This window comes from Moritella dasanensis ArB 0140 (genome assembly GCF_000276805.1).
In the GTDB taxonomy this organism is placed as follows: Bacteria; Pseudomonadota; Gammaproteobacteria; order Enterobacterales; family Moritellaceae; genus Moritella; species Moritella dasanensis.
The window spans coordinates 99,975-114,919 of the sequence record NZ_AKXQ01000015.1 but is presented as its reverse complement, the minus strand read 5'-3'; the positions used below and the strand labels follow the sequence as shown (position 1 = coordinate 114,919).

The window sequence follows — 14,945 nt, the reverse complement described above, 5'->3', positions numbered from 1 at the left end:
CGACACCTATTCTTATTTGTTAACCTAGACGAAGTACATCAACATACTTTACTACAGTCAGTACCTTAGGCTTATCTTTGGTTATCAACAACCACTCGCCGCTTAATACGGCGTTATCTGTATCACTGGAGTAAATTTATGAACTGTCATCTTGTCATGTTTTGTAGTTCAATTAATGTTTAATTGTCCTATATCAATACTTTGAAGGTGAGATGGATGATATTGATACTTTGGTATTCATAAAAAATGTATTAGGAATGAAATGAGTGAATTTGAAAAGATGTGCTTAGGTATTGAATATGATGCTGATAGTCCAGAGTTTGATCTGTTGAGAAATACTGCGTTTGATTTACTGCAAAAAATTAATCAACGCCAGTTTAAAGCGGCTAAACCCTATGTTGCTGAGTTACTGAATCATATAGGTGAGAATAGTGTTGTATGTTCTCCTTTCTTATGTGAATACGGAAAAACCATTTCAATAGGTAATGATACGTTTATCAATATGGGCGTTACTATGCTAGATAATGCCCCTATAACAATAGGTAATAACGTATTAATTGGCCCAAGCACACAGTTTTATACCCCAACACACCCACTTGATTACCAGCGACGCAGAAAATGGGAAGTGCAGTGCTTACCAATTGTTGTACAAGATGATGTTTGGATTGGCGGCAATGTTGTTATTTGTCAGGGGGTTACTATTGGCGCTCGTTCCATTATTGCTGCGGGTTCAGTGGTTACTAAAGATGTAGCACCTGATACTCTTGTTGGTGGTATGCCAGCTAAATTGATTAAAATGCTCAACACGACGGAGAGCAGTTAACGAATCTATAGCAATAACTCAACAGGGATGTTGGTTTATCTTAAGTCTATTGTGATCAAATAAAGATGAACCGGAAATGTTTATACCGGTTAATCTTCACCCGCACCTCGCTAAAAAACCGCCGCAAATACAGACTGCATCAATAATAAACTAAGTTTCCTGCAGTTAAACAGCCATTGGCCGTAATGAGCGTTATAATCACCGCTTAACGATTATCCCTAAGCGGGTTAAACACAGAGCGGGTAGCAAAGTTGAAAATTGAAGAGAACCAGTGGCACATTTGTTCAAATTGTCAGGGACGTGGAAAAGTCAGTAAGCGTCTGCGCAAGAAAGTAAGACTCAGCTATCAGCGTGAGTTGGAACAATTTGAAAAGAATAACAGCGAAGGTATTGCGCCTGTTCGCCCTAAGCCACACCTTGACGCATGTTCTAACTGCAAAGGTTCTGGTCTGATCCGTTCTGCTATTCAACCTGTTACTGAAAACGGCCCTGATACAAAAAATTATCCACACGTTGCCATCATTGGTGGTGGTATCGGTGGTGTAGCGCTGGCAGTTGCTTGTTTACACCGTGGTATTCCTTTTACCCTGTATGAACGTGATAGCGGCTTTGAAGCCCGATCTCAAGGTTATGGACTGACATTACAACAAGCGAGCCGAGCGATTGAAGGCTTGGGTGTTGTCTCGTTAGAAGATGGCATCGTTTCAACCCGACATGTGGTGCATACCACCGACGGTAAAGTGATTGGCGAATGGGGTATTCGAAAATGGGTACCGTCAGACGAAAGAAAGTTACCAAAACGTACCAACGTGCACATCGCCAGACAGTCTTTACGTTCAGCGCTACTCGAGCAATTAGGTGGACATGACGGTGTGCAATGGGGACATCAGCTGGTCGATTTTAAACAATCTGCGGCTGAAGGTGTTGATTTAAGTTTTCAAGTTGATGGTGAGATAAAGCACGCCCATGCTGATCTTATCGTTGGTGCGGATGGTATTCGTAGTTCGGTGCGAAAATTGTTGATAGGTGATGAAGCTTCGCCACTCAATTATTTAGGCTGTATCGCTATTCTAGGCATTTGTCCTTTGTCGGCGATCCAAAGCTTAGTGGGTGACGAGGCGCTTGATCGTACTCTTGATCGCAGTCTGCTCGATTCCGCAACAGTATTCCAAACGGCTAACGGCCATGAACGTATCTATATCATGCCTTATGACGCGGACTCGGTCATGTGGCAGCTTAGTTTCCCAATGCCAGAAGACGACGCTAAGGCGTTAAGTGCGCTAGGTCCTAAAGCATTGAAAGAAGATGCGATCCGTCGTTGTCAGTGGCATGCTCCTATTCCAGAGATATTAACAGCGACACCGGAATCATTGGTTTCTGGTTATCCAGTGTATGACCGCGCACTGCTTAAATCAGAATTGTTGGCGAAAGGCACTAACGTGACACTGATAGGCGATGCTGCTCACCCGATGAGTCCATTCAAAGGCCAGGGCGCGAATCAAGCCTTGTTGGATGCGCTGTCGCTAGCGAGAGAAATTACCAAAGAATGCAGACCCTTATCGAAATGGCGAGAAGCAGGCGTGCGGGTAAGTGTGTTAAATACCTTTGAAGCTGAAATGTTAGAACGTAGCGCTAAAAAAGTGAAAGAATCAGCGGATGCTGCTGAATTTTTGCATACCGATATCGTGCTGCATGAAGGCAATGAACCAAGAGGACGCTGTCTAGAGCGAAAAGCGACAACTGAAGACGAATAATAAATAGGAAATGAAAAGTAATATACCAGACGTTTACTCAATTGATTTCGTATACTGAAGTAGATGTCAAACAGTCGGCATCTATTTCGAGTATTCCGCTTAAGCGAGTGTGATGACTAAAAGGGATGTTTATGTCTGCATATATAATCTACAACTACGAGATCACTGATAGACCTAGAATTGAAGAACTATCACGACGTTCTAAACTCAGTGACGCTAATTCTAACTACAATCCGAAATTGGTCGCAGCAACCTGTGTTGAAACCGTTGAGGGTAAGACTTTGCCGTACCTTGTTATGTACGAGTTTGAAAATCTCGATATTGCTACCAAGTGGTATTACGATGATGATAACAGTGACATCGCAGTGCTGCGAAAGGACATTACCAACGGCTGGGTGTCGATAATCCCAGGCTATACTGCGGAGTCGTAGCCATGAATCAATTAACAGAAACATCGATAGGATGCCCTTACTGTGGTGAGGCAATTGACGTGCTTATTGATCCTGCAGATTTGGGACAACAGTATATTGAAGATTGCCAAGTATGTTGTAAGCCCATTAACTTCTTCGTTTCAGAAAGTGCTGGTGGCGAACTTACCGTGGCTGTTTACAGTGATGATGAAGCGTTTTAACTAGATCTGTGGAGAGAGGATTGTGAATAGTGAATTGTGGCTCGTAAATCGTAAATCGTAAATAGAAAAGGTGCCTTGTGACAGACACCCATTTCTTAATGCTTGTATCTAAAGGTATTACTGTCATCCAAAATTTCTATTCTGACCGGAACCACGCCTTTACTGGTATTGCCGATTTGCTCAAATGCTTTTTGAGAAAGGTCGATTATTCTGCCGCTCACAAACGGCCCTCTATCGTTAATCTTCACATCGACAGACTTATTGTTAGCCGTATTAACAACCCTCACGACGGTACCAAATGGTAAGGTTTTATGCGCGGCTGTATATGCTCTCATATTGTATGTTTCACCACTGGCGGTTAGCTTGCCGTGGAATCTTTTACCGTACCAAGAAGCTTGTCCCACAAGATCATGAGATTTTGAATACGCAATTGTTTTAGGTGATCCCGTTGCGAGTGTAGATGAACAACCTGTCAGCATGGCAAGGACGCAAATGGTGAATATAAGACTTAATTTCTTCATGTTATTTTAATACCGCTTTTAAATAATGTTTCATAGGGTTTATGTGTCTCTTAATCTATTTAAGAATTCATCGCGGGTGAGACAGCAATATTTTAGTTTTGTTCGTGGTTAAATCATAAAGCAGCGTGTCTTTCATATCGCTAGTGAGAGGGAATTCGTTATATTTGGTTTAATTACTTGCTGTAATTTTGTGTAAAGGCATAATACTTATCAAGTAACGCAGAGCATCAATTAATATTAGGAAGTGCACGTGATTAACAAGACTCCCCAGGTTAATAGCCAGCAAGATAATAATAATGATCGTTTAGAGCTTGTTATTAATGCTACTGGTGCGAGCATATGGGATTGGCAGGTTATAACCGGGGAATTAACATTAGATAAACGTTGGGCTGAAATCGTTGGGTATACCGTTGATGAACTGCAACCGACCCAATTTAGCACTTGGTCTAATAACCTTCACCCTGATGACTTTAAAAAAGCTGAATCTCTACTAGCACAACATTTTAATGGTGAACTCGATTTTTATGAAGTTGAAACTCGGATAAGGCATAAATTGGGACACTATGTGTGGTTGTTGGCTTCTGGGACATTAGTCGAAAGGGATGCTAAAGGTAAGCCAAAGCGTATGATCGGTACCCACTTAGACATTACTGAACGAAAAAATAATGAAGAGCGGATGCTTGTGACTACTCAGTTGTTAAACGAATCACAGCAAGTGGGGCACTTAGGCGGATGGGAATTAGATTTAAAAACAGGTGATTTGTTTTGGACTGATGAAACCTACCGCATACATGATACTTCACCAGAAGAATTTAATCCTTCGGTAGATGCTGGCGTTAATTATTTTTTACCGGAATCTAAAGAAATTATTTCAATGGCTTTGGATGAGGCTATCAATAATGGCACAGGTTATGACCTAGAGTTAGAAACATATACGACCAAGGGCAGGCAAATAGACATAAGAACAACATGTACAGTGACACAAGAAGACGGTATATCAGTTCGCCTCGCGGGTATTTTTCAAGATATTAGTGTTAATAAAGCTGATAAGAGAAAGCTTGAAAAAAGTAATGCTGATTTAGCCAAAGCGAACTCGGCTTTGAAACTATCAGCGCATTACGACTCATTAACCGGATTACCTAATCGGATTCTATTGGCTGACAGAATTGAAAAGGCCGTTGCAAGGAGCTTAAGTAATAATAAACTTGTGGCTATCGCGTTAATTGATCTCGATGGATTTAAAGCCGTTAATGATAGTTATGGACACAATGTTGGTGATGAATTATTAAAAAAAGTTTCAAGCCAATTAACGCATGTACTGCGAAAGGGAGATACCTTATCCCGTATTGGCGGCGATGAATTTGTAGCGGTGATTCGCGATTTTTCTGACCCTTGTGAAAGCGATGCTATTGTATCCCGCATGCTTGAATCGGTTTCTACTACACTTATGGTTGAAGGCAAATTATTGAAGGTTTCAGCCAGTATAGGTGTTACATTTTATCCGCTAGATAGTGCCAGCCCAGATCAGTTACTAAGGCATGCGGATCAGGCTATGTATATCGCCAAGCAAAAAGGTAAAAATCGCCGCCATATTTTTGATATTGAAGAAGATGTGGCACTTAAACATCATAATGAGAAGTTGGATCGAGTCGCTAATGCGTTGCACAATGATGAGTTTTTACTTTATTATCAGCCTAAAGTAGACCTTTTAACTCATGAACTACTTGGTGTTGAAGCACTTATTCGTTGGAATCATCCTGAAAAGGGTGTGCTTGCTCCGGCTCTGTTTTTACCGGCTGTAGAGCATGATATATTAGCTATTGAAATAGGAAAATGGGTCATTAATACGGCTTTGCAACAATTACAACATTGGTTGTCTTTGGGCTATGACATTCCAATCAGTGTCAATATCAGTCCGTTACAATTAGAGCATGCTGAGTTTGTTAATGATTTGAAAGATATACTTGCTCAGTATCCGAGTCTTAAACCGGGTCGTCTTGAGTTTGAAATTTTAGAAAACAGTGCACTTAAAGATATAAAGTCTGTTTCAAAAGTGATGAAAGACTGCAATCAATTAGGTATACATTTTTCAATTGATGATTTTGGGACTGGTTATTCATCATTAACGTATTTAAAACGTTTACCGGCTGAGTTTTTAAAAATAGATCAATCATTCGTTAGAGACATGCTAATTGATTCGGATGATAAAGCGATTATTCAAGGTATCATTGAGTTAGCAAAAGTGTTTGATCTTAAAGTGATAGCAGAAGGAGTTGAAACGCCTCAACATGGAGAATTATTATTATCGTTGGGTTGTTATATCGCACAAGGATATGGCATTGCAAAGCCTAAACCTGCACAAGATATATTAACTTGGCTAGTAGAATGGAAACAAACCCCCTGCTTAGTTGATGGCAGTGTTTAAGTTCGCTATTTTATCTCTATAATAACCAGCCGACGTGTCACTGAACGTAACACGCCGAATAGAAAACTGAAAACCACTACGATCAGATTTTAAGCGCATCCTTGGCTAGGCTACTGTGGACAATACTGATCCACACTTTTTCATTCAAGAAGCCTTTACCCCAAACTTTCCATTGTTCATTCAAGCCTTTTTCCTGCATAGCTTCAAGGCTCATGTCTTGCTTCATCATCATTTCAACTTCGTTGCTGGTACCGACTAACATGTCTCTAAACGCGATCAACTCTTCTTTGTTCGATATAGCACCATGGCCTGGTACGACTATGGTATCGTCAGCAATTTGATCTAAAATATCATGAATGTTTTTCACCACACCACTCACACTGCCGTTGGTACCCACATCAACAAAAGGGAACATGCCGCTGAAGTAATGGTCGCCCATATGGACGATATTGGCTTTCTCAAAAAAGATAACGCTGTCGCCGTCGGTATGGCCGTTCGGTAGATGTAGCGCTTTAATGGTTTCATCGTTGAAGCGTAATGTGAGTGAATGATCAAAGGTAATATCGGGTAATGCATCGGCAGGATAAGGCTTCGACACCATGTTGAACAGTTTCACTTCTTGATGGCTGTTGAGACGTTGGTAGACATTGTCATGGGCAATGATATCTGCGTTTTTCCCTAACGCTTTATTACCTTGGGTGTGGTCGCCATGCCAATGGGTATTAAGCACATACTTTAATTCACTTTTATAGCCCGTTAAGGTTGCTTGCAACGCCGGTGTCATTTCACTGTAATCACTGTCGACAATTAGCAGACCGTCCTTACCCGTAGACAATAGGATATTACCGCCTTTACCTTGCAGAAATTGAAATCCAGGCTTGAGCTCGGTGACTTTAAAGCTTTTCTTGTCTGGGTGATGATTATCGGTTTCATGATCGTCGGCAGCAAACACGAGATTAGTGAGGCAATACAATGTAGCCATGACAAATATGGAAAATAGTTTGTTCATAATCGAATTCCTTCCTAGAGTCTGAGAGTAAACAGGTGTTTATACGGTACTCAATGAGTCTAGCAGAGTTCTGTTTATTCGAATTTTATCAGCATAGTGAGGGTGTTGTGACAAGGGGAATAGGATAGTATTCATTAATAGCTATACTAATATGGAACTGGATAAATCCAAGGGTGTTTGGATCTCCAAGTCATAACAAGGAGTTTGGGTTGAATCTATCGAAGAAAAATCTCGAGGACGCGGTCAAAGAAAATATTTTATCACGGGAGCAGTCTGAGCAGTTAATCGCCTTCATCAATAACCAGCCGAATACTGGGCCCAAATTTGATTTCACGCATGTCCTTTATTATGTGGGTGGTTTGATTGCCATCGGTGCGATGACGCTTTTTATGAATTTAGGCTGGGAATCATTTGGTGGCGTCGGTATTGTTTTCATCTCGCTATTTTATGCAGTGATTGGACTCAAACTCACGAATACATTTCAAGCTAAAGGCTATGCGATACCCGCTGGGATCTGTGGCACGTTTGTTATTGCGTTGACTCCATTGGCCGTTTATGGACTACAACATGCATTAGGGATTTGGCCCGATGACACTGTATATCGAGATTATCATCGCTATATCAAATGGCATTGGTTGTACATGGAACTGGGTACCTTAGCCGTTGGTGCAATTTTGGTGTGGAAATATAAGTATCCATTTTTAATGATGCCAATTGCCGTGACGCTCTGGTATTTAACCATGGATCTGACGTCGATGATCTCTGGCGGTGATTTTGATTGGACGCTTAGAAAACTGGTGTCTATGTACAGTGGACTACTCATGATCGCGTTAGCGTTTTGGATTGATATTCGCTCGCGAAACAAAGCGGATTATGCATTTTGGATATATTTATTTGGTGTCATCGCCTTTTGGGGTGGCATGTCGTTGCAACATTCTGATAGCGAGTTATCTAAATTTATCTACTTTACTATTAATCTATTCATGATCGCGGTTGGGGTATTACTGGTACGCCGAGTGTTTGTTATTTTCGGTGCGCTAGGCTGCACGGGTTATATTGGCTATCTGGCGGCAGATATATTTAAAGACAGTTGGTTATTTCCAATCACGTTAACCGTGCTAGGGTTATTGATTATTTATCTCGGTATCCTTTGGCAAAAACATGAACAAAATATTACCATTAAAGCGCGAAACATATTACCAACACCACTCCGTGAGCTATTAGACTCTAAATAACTGATAAGCAACTGATAAATAATTATAAGTAAGTTATAAATAATCTCGACGTAAGTTGAAAGATACACGGAGTAAGCTGAAAATAGCATCGGAGTAAGGTCAAAAGCAGCGGGAAATCAAAGCGCGCAGCTATTACAAATGTTAACATACGCGCTAAATTTACAGGTATTGCCATCTTCGAATGAAGTTGAGATAGAGAGCTATAATGGATTCGGAATACGAACAAATAAAATTATTATTACAAAACAATAATAAACAAGATCTCGCTCGCCTGCGTAAACAGATCCCGACATTTGAATGTACGCCGGGTTGCCACGATTGCTGTGGACCGGTAACGACATCTGCAGAAGAAATGTCGCGCCTGCCATATAAGACAGATGCTGAGCATGAAGCTGCATTAGATGAATACAACTGCGTACATCTTGGCCCTAAAGGTTGTACTGTCTACGAAGAACGACCGTTGATCTGTCGACTGTTTGGCACCACACCGAAAATGCCTTGTCCAAACGATCGCCGACCAGATGTAATGATCGACGTTAAAGTAGAAGGCCAGATCCATCACTACATCAAGAACACACGACAAGTGTTGGTGTAGGTAATACTTATCTTGTTTTTACGCCAGAGATCTTGCTAGGGTTTTATTGAAGTAGATCAAAGCTCTCAACTGACGTTGGCTTTATGATTGCGCGATATAATTTATGCAAAATCGTCTGTGCATAAAATCAAGGAAGAATTAATGTCCAATTCAGCGTACGCAGAAAACGATGATCGACGTGAGCAGATCAATAAATCACAAACACTGCTTAATTCAAGCAAGTTATTTTGTGCCAAACACAGCATCATTGAAGACGTCGTTTCAACAAGTCATCATTCCAATGACTTTATTCAAACACGTAACCAATATATCGTTGAGCGCCTTAAGTTAGTCTGCTTATTTTTTGCTATCAGCGTACCCATATCATCTGTACTCGATTTTATTGTCTTTGAAAGTGCGCAAGCTAAATTATTACTCATTAATCGATTAATACTTTCAGGTGCTCTCACTGCGCTCTACCAATTAATACGTCGCTCTCATACCGTGAATATGGTGCGCTTGGTGTTAACACTGTCCTTTTTATCCCCAATGTTATTTTATGTGGTTATGGAATTGTCGTTGACGCAAACTATGGCCTACAGAGACATACCATTGTCTTTTGCCCTGATGCCGTATTTAGCGATTGTTATGCTCGGTCTGTTCCCGTTAACTATTTTGGGTGGTGTTACGATTTTAACAGTCATTTCATTGCCATTAGCCGTACTTGAGTATATTCAATATGCAGGTGACTATATCGTTGTCATCGACAAAATATGGTTGCTAGTGTTGTTTGGGGGGGTCTGTTTATGGTTGCAATCAGGACAGATGGTGATGCTGATGAAGTTGTATCGCGAATCTACCATCGATACGCTAACAGGGTTGATGAATCGCCGTGTATTAATGCGCCAAGTAAAACGAATAGCAAAAAATAGCAAGTATACACAAGGTTCATTTAGCGTAATGATGTTTGATTTAGACCATTTTAAACGTGTGAATGATACTTACGGCCACATGGTTGGCGATAAGGTCTTGGTCACAGTATCTTCATTGCTAAAGCGAGAATTGAGAAACTCTGACGTAATCGCCCGTTTTGGTGGCGAAGAGTTTTTGGTGGTAATGCCGCATCTCGCATTAGCACCTGCCACTCAAGTTGCGATACGTGTTGCCGAGGCTATTCGTAAAGCATCGGTGATGACAGATGAACAACAAAAAATCACATTTACCACCAGTATTGGGGTAACACAATTCATTGTTGATGAACCGATATCGCAATTATTTAAACGTGTAGATGATTTGCTTTATTATGCGAAAGAGCAGGGCAGAGATAGAATTGAGAATGGTCTTAACGTTGGTTAATAGCTTTCTTTTTTGCGCAGGGTTAAGCTGCTTACAAGCGTTTACCTTATTGTGTTTCGCTGGTAAAATAGGGCGCATTAAAACGTTATTTACAGGGAGATAAAATGGAATTTATTCTTGAAGACATAACGCACAACAAACTCGACTTAATCCACATATCTTTTCAGGTAATTAACAAGGAATGGGGAGTCGGGTGCTGATAATGAAATAGAGGTAATGGGTGTTGAAGTTAGAACAAAGAAGTCAGTTAAATAGCGAATATGATGAGCAAGGTTATTTTGTCATTAGAAATTATTTTAGTGCCGCTGAGATCTCAGCACTAAGAGAAGTGGTATTGAAATTTCATGAAGCGTGGAAAGAAGACAACATACAATTCTATCGTTCAGAAGCGTTTAATTCTTCGGTCATTACCGGTATCGACTACTTAGAGTGCGACGACCGACTGACGCTATTTAATTTTATCAGTTCAAAGAAAATGATGGATGCTGTCGAATCAGTTATTCCGGCTAATGCTGCATTTATGAATACCCAATTATTTTTCAATCCTGTTAATCCTAAACAAAAAGATTTTTGGCATCGTGATTGCCAATACGATTATGAAGTGGAACAGCAGAAAATAGCCGTTCAAGAGACGCAAGTGGTCCATCTTCGCGTGCCATTGTTTGATGAACGTGGCATGGAACTCGTCCCTGGTACGCATAAGCGCTGGGATAACGAAGAAGAATTTTATGTGCGACAAGAAATAAACGGCAAAGAGAGTAGTGATAGCCTTTCAGCTGGTAAAATCATCAACTTAGCTGCTGGCGACTTACTGGTTTTTTCAGCGGATATGATCCACCGTGGCCTCTATGGCATGGACCGATTAGCGTTAGATATTTTAGTGTTTGATCCAGATGGTGACTTTGCCGACTATGTCGATGACGAGTGTTTACCCAGTATTGAAATGTTAGATAAAATTGCAGATCCAAGATTATTTAAGAGCACGCTCGACTTAAAGGCCCAGTGTTGCGTTTGAACTGGTAAAATAGAGAAGAACTATAGCGCAGTATAATAGGAAAAATAACAGGGAGAAGAAATGGAATTTATTCTTGAAAAAGCGACGCGTGAAGATCTAGATGCGATCCTTGAATTAGGGACATCAGTCAACGAAGAACACGTTGTGCCACTCCTTAATGCCGAAGGTCAGCAAGCCATTAGAATTGCGTTTAAATCTGATATCGATAAGGTCAAAGATCCCGATATTTACTCCGTGATTAAAGCGAGTGTTGGTCAAGACATAGTCGGGTACATAGGTTGGCGTGAAGAAAACTACCTTGGTCATCTTTATGTCAAAACTGACTATCATGGCTTTGGTGTCGCGAAACAACTCGTTGAAGCAATGACAAAGATGAGTGGCGCAAAGTTGATTCGAGTCAAAGCATCGATTTATGCACTTGGCTTTTATCAGAAAGTCGGGTTTAAGGCTACGTCGGAAGAGCTGAGTATAAATAGTATTCGTTATGTGCCCATGGAGCTCAAGGTAGAACACGCGCCTTACAAAAAGACCATTGGCCTTACAAGAACTAACTGATTAATAGCCGCTTAATAGGTTGTTCTGATCTTTAAGTGGCGACAAGCTGTCATCTTCATACAATTTACATTCTATCATCCACAGATAAACTTACATTTTAATACTAACCTTCAATCATAATTCATTTATAATCATTTTTTATAAGGGGTTAGACCCCGTCAAACATCAATAAACGACCGATTTCAAAGGAATGTCATGTTTAGCCCGACTTTTTTAAAACATAAAAACAAGCTTAAAAGCCCGATTAAAGTCACTTTAGGCGCTATTTTGTGTAGCAGTATGATGGTGAGTAACGCCATTGCCTGGTCTGAGCACAGCCTTATTTCATATCCAATATTAAATACCATGCCAGAAGTGGCAGAACAAGCACCGATTAAGGTCGAGACCTTAGCTGAATTCGTCACTGCAGAAGCACAAGGGTTAGCAACATTATTAGCTACTAATGAAGACTGGTTACGTCAAAACTTCCCGCATTATAAACCGCGTCCGGATGCAATCGCGTTTGACGCTGCCGATAAAGACCTACAAACAAGTTTCATTCATGCCATTCGTATCAATCCGAATGCGCGCGTTAACCCGTACATTCAGTTATTACCTGGGCAAGACAAGCAAGGTCGTCGTCAGCTCGATTCGTCTGAAGTCGCCGTCTTTACCAACTTAGATCATTACAACACCATGACCTTTGTCGAAGTGAAAAGTGGCGAACTGGTCACGCCAATCGAAGTGTTAGTATCTGCCAATGACGATCCCGATAACGGCCTTGATATTGGTCTGTTTACAGACAGTAATACCGAAGTGGGTAAGCTCTATGGGTTTGGCAAACAAGCCTTTGGTAATCCCGCGTTGGAATACGGCTCGCAAGCCCCGTTTCATATGGGCTTTTATCATGAGTCGAGTATCTTATTCACATTAGCGCCGTTTTTGCGTGAGACTTTCCCCGATTATCGTGTGCATATGTACAAAGCCTTGTCTGAATATGCCTTTAGTACTGGCCATGATTATTGGGGCTGGCGCTTTATGGGGTGGGGCATGCATTATATCGGTGACATAGCGCAATCATATCACTCAACTTTGCAACCTGGTGTGAGTACTGTATCGAGTATCTGGACCAATGCCAAAGATATGATGGGTTACCCACAAGCTAAGATTGATGCCATTCAATTGCTTTCTAACCGTCACTTAGTATTGGAAGAATTCCAAGAAATTATTACTAAAAAAGCCTATGAAGATAACGACTTTAGCAGTGCTTTGTTTACAGCGTTAACGCAAGAGACTGCTGTTGTTGAATATAGCGATAATACTTTTGTTGAAGTGTTTGCAAAAAATTCATATGACAAATCAGACAAGCTTGCTGATTATCTAGAACGTTGGGTACCACAGCAGCTAGTCAGCGATCCAAGCTTTGAAGTCGATGGCAGCAAAGAAATAAAAATGATTGTGCAGTTGATTCGTGAGCAGCATGGTGAAGAGGGCATTACTAAGATGAGCAACTTACTGGCCGAGTTTATGTTAGATCACAACGCGAATACGCGCAGTTATGTGCGCGCAATTTTAAGTCATAAACCGTAATTTAATTCACTTATATTATTGATTTAAAGTGAATGATGGTCTCTATTTAGTAGGTAGTTGACTAATTTTAATCGGAGTATTTGATGCTAAGATGCATACAACATCCTAAGCTGTTGTTCTCACTGGCGTTAATGTGGATTGTACTTACGTTGCCCGCATGTAGTTTGCAGGAGATAAGTAGGCAGTCAGACGCATTGGCTTCCACAGGGAGTATTACTGGTGAAGTGGTTGTACAAGGTGAGGCCAATGCCCCTATTTACGTGCAATTATATCGACGTGAAAACGGTGTCACAAAACTGATTGATAAGAATACTGTACAACCTAACGGACAATACTTATTTGCTGTACAGCCTGGGACTTACAGTGTTGCGACTTTTATTGATGGTGGCGATAACGATATTGGTGGTGCTATTTCCGATAATAGCTCTGTTAAAAACGATGGTGAATATGTCGCCGGTGACTGGGCCACTTACTACGGCGAAGGTCAAGGTGAACCTGCCTTAGTCGTCATTGCTGCAGATGAAAACGTTGAAGTGCCACGATTGGTGATTAAAGGACCGATAACTTTACGGCCTAACATTGATGTGATGAAACAGTTAGGCAAAAACATCGAAAATATAGGCCGAGTTGTGTCCCTAGACGATGCCATGTTTAGTCGTGATTTCGCATCTATGGGATTATGGCGACCATTTGACTTTGTTGAACAAGTCGGCGGTGGTTTATTGATGTTGCAAGAGTATGACAAGGATAAAATACCATTGTTGTTCGTTCATGGTATGGGCGGGACGAGTGCTGAGTTTGCCGAGATCGTCAGCAACATAGACCAACAAAAATACCAGCCTTGGGTACTTTATTACCCCAGTGGTGTAAATTTAGATTTAGTCAGTGATTATATGTTAGAAGCGCTGCAGCAGTTGTCACACCAATACCAGTTTAAACAATTGGGTATCATAGCCCATAGTATGGGTGGTTTGATGATTCGCTCTTATGTGATGAAGCAGCAATCTGCTACGCCGTACGATTTGCAATTTGTAGTCACGATTAATAGCCCGTTATATGGCATGGAAAGTGCTGCGAACGGGGTCAAAAATTCACCCGTTGTGATCCAATCTTGGATCGATGTTGCCCGAGGTAGTGCGTACATAAAACGTGTTCATCGTTGGGCTTGGCCAGATTCAATACCGTACCATTTGATGTTCTCTTACTTGCCTGGTGAAGATGGTGATGGGGTCGTGCCACTGAATAGCCAGTTGTCTGCGTCACTACAACGGGAAGCAACGCAAATACATGGTTTTGAAGCACAGCACGCTGGTATTCTTAAAGAAGCGGTTTTTCTCGACAAGCTTAATGAAATTCTTAACGCCTTTTAGCTGGTGGGCTATCATGACCGCGGCTATTTAGCGACAAGTACATAGCATTGGCAGTAAGTACATAGGCATTGGCAGTAAGTACAAACACATGAACAGCAAGCACAAAAG

General features: G+C 41.1%; 14 protein-coding genes. 12 read left to right on the top strand and 2 right to left on the bottom strand.

All coding sequences use genetic code 11. The annotated features are described in order from the left end of the window. Nucleotides 1-262: 262 nt before the first annotated feature. From A923_RS0113900 to A923_RS0113885, 4 genes are all read left to right on the top strand, one after another. On the top strand, nt 263-823 hold the full coding sequence (locus A923_RS0113900) for a sugar O-acetyltransferase (protein WP_017222285.1): 561 nt from the start codon (nt 263-265) through the stop codon (nt 821-823). A 251-nt stretch (nt 824-1,074) separates the two neighbouring features. Beyond that, nucleotides 1,075-2,577 carry an FAD-dependent oxidoreductase gene (locus A923_RS0113895; protein ID WP_017222284.1) on the top strand — a complete coding sequence of 501 codons (1,503 nt, stop codon included), beginning with the start codon at nt 1,075-1,077 and terminating at the stop codon, nt 2,575-2,577. A gap of 131 nt (nt 2,578-2,708) precedes the next feature. After that, complete coding sequence (locus A923_RS0113890; protein ID WP_017222283.1) at nt 2,709-3,008, top strand: DUF1330 domain-containing protein; 300 nt, start codon at nt 2,709-2,711, stop codon at nt 3,006-3,008. A 2-nt stretch (nt 3,009-3,010) separates the two neighbouring features. After that, complete coding sequence (locus A923_RS0113885) at nt 3,011-3,208, top strand: CPXCG motif-containing cysteine-rich protein (protein WP_017222282.1); 198 nt, start codon at nt 3,011-3,013, stop codon at nt 3,206-3,208. A gap of 95 nt (nt 3,209-3,303) precedes the next feature. Here the strand turns inward: A923_RS0113885 and A923_RS0113880 are convergent, their stop codons facing one another. Beyond that, nucleotides 3,304-3,729: a septal ring lytic transglycosylase RlpA family protein gene (locus tag A923_RS0113880; protein WP_017222281.1), complete on the bottom strand. Its 426-nt coding sequence runs from the start codon at nt 3,727-3,729 to the stop codon at nt 3,304-3,306. A gap of 250 nt (nt 3,730-3,979) precedes the next feature. Between A923_RS0113880 and A923_RS0113875 the strand changes: the two genes are divergently transcribed. Then, complete coding sequence (locus A923_RS0113875; protein ID WP_017222280.1) at nt 3,980-6,154, top strand: sensor domain-containing protein; 2,175 nt, start codon at nt 3,980-3,982, stop codon at nt 6,152-6,154. Between the two features lie 82 nt (nt 6,155-6,236). Here A923_RS0113875 and A923_RS0113870 read toward each other — a convergent pair whose 3' ends face one another. Then, the gene (locus A923_RS0113870; RefSeq protein ID WP_017222279.1) at nt 6,237-7,163 is read right to left on the bottom strand and encodes an MBL fold metallo-hydrolase; all 927 of its coding nucleotides are present in this window, start codon (nt 7,161-7,163) and stop codon (nt 6,237-6,239) included. 209 nt (nt 7,164-7,372) lie between these two features. Here A923_RS0113870 and A923_RS0113865 point away from each other — a divergent pair, with 209 nt between their 5' ends. The 7 genes from A923_RS0113865 (at nt 7,373) to A923_RS0113830 (ending at nt 14,837) form a co-directional block, all read left to right on the top strand. Then, nucleotides 7,373-8,398, top strand: a complete 1,026-nt coding sequence (locus tag A923_RS0113865; protein ID WP_017222278.1) for a hypothetical protein — start codon at nt 7,373-7,375, stop codon at nt 8,396-8,398. 205 nt (nt 8,399-8,603) lie between these two features. Then, entirely contained in the window at nt 8,604-8,993 is a 390-nt protein-coding gene (locus A923_RS0113860) for a YkgJ family cysteine cluster protein (protein WP_017222277.1), read from the top strand. 141 nt (nt 8,994-9,134) lie between these two features. Next, nucleotides 9,135-10,328, top strand: coding sequence for a GGDEF domain-containing protein (locus A923_RS0113855; RefSeq protein ID WP_017222276.1), 1,194 nt, complete (start codon nt 9,135-9,137; stop codon nt 10,326-10,328). A gap of 220 nt (nt 10,329-10,548) precedes the next feature. Further along, complete coding sequence (locus A923_RS0113845; protein ID WP_017222274.1) at nt 10,549-11,343, top strand: phytanoyl-CoA dioxygenase family protein; 795 nt, start codon at nt 10,549-10,551, stop codon at nt 11,341-11,343. Between the two features lie 60 nt (nt 11,344-11,403). Further along, nucleotides 11,404-11,898 (top strand): GNAT family N-acetyltransferase, encoded by a 495-nt coding sequence (locus A923_RS0113840; RefSeq protein ID WP_017222273.1) that lies wholly within the window; start codon nt 11,404-11,406, stop codon nt 11,896-11,898. A gap of 195 nt (nt 11,899-12,093) precedes the next feature. Continuing rightward, nucleotides 12,094-13,467 carry a hypothetical protein gene (locus A923_RS0113835; RefSeq protein ID WP_017222272.1) on the top strand — a complete coding sequence of 458 codons (1,374 nt, stop codon included), beginning with the start codon at nt 12,094-12,096 and terminating at the stop codon, nt 13,465-13,467. A gap of 83 nt (nt 13,468-13,550) precedes the next feature. Then, nucleotides 13,551-14,837 (top strand): esterase/lipase family protein, encoded by a 1,287-nt coding sequence (locus A923_RS0113830; protein WP_083849979.1) that lies wholly within the window; start codon nt 13,551-13,553, stop codon nt 14,835-14,837. Nucleotides 14,838-14,945 lie beyond the last annotated feature (108 nt).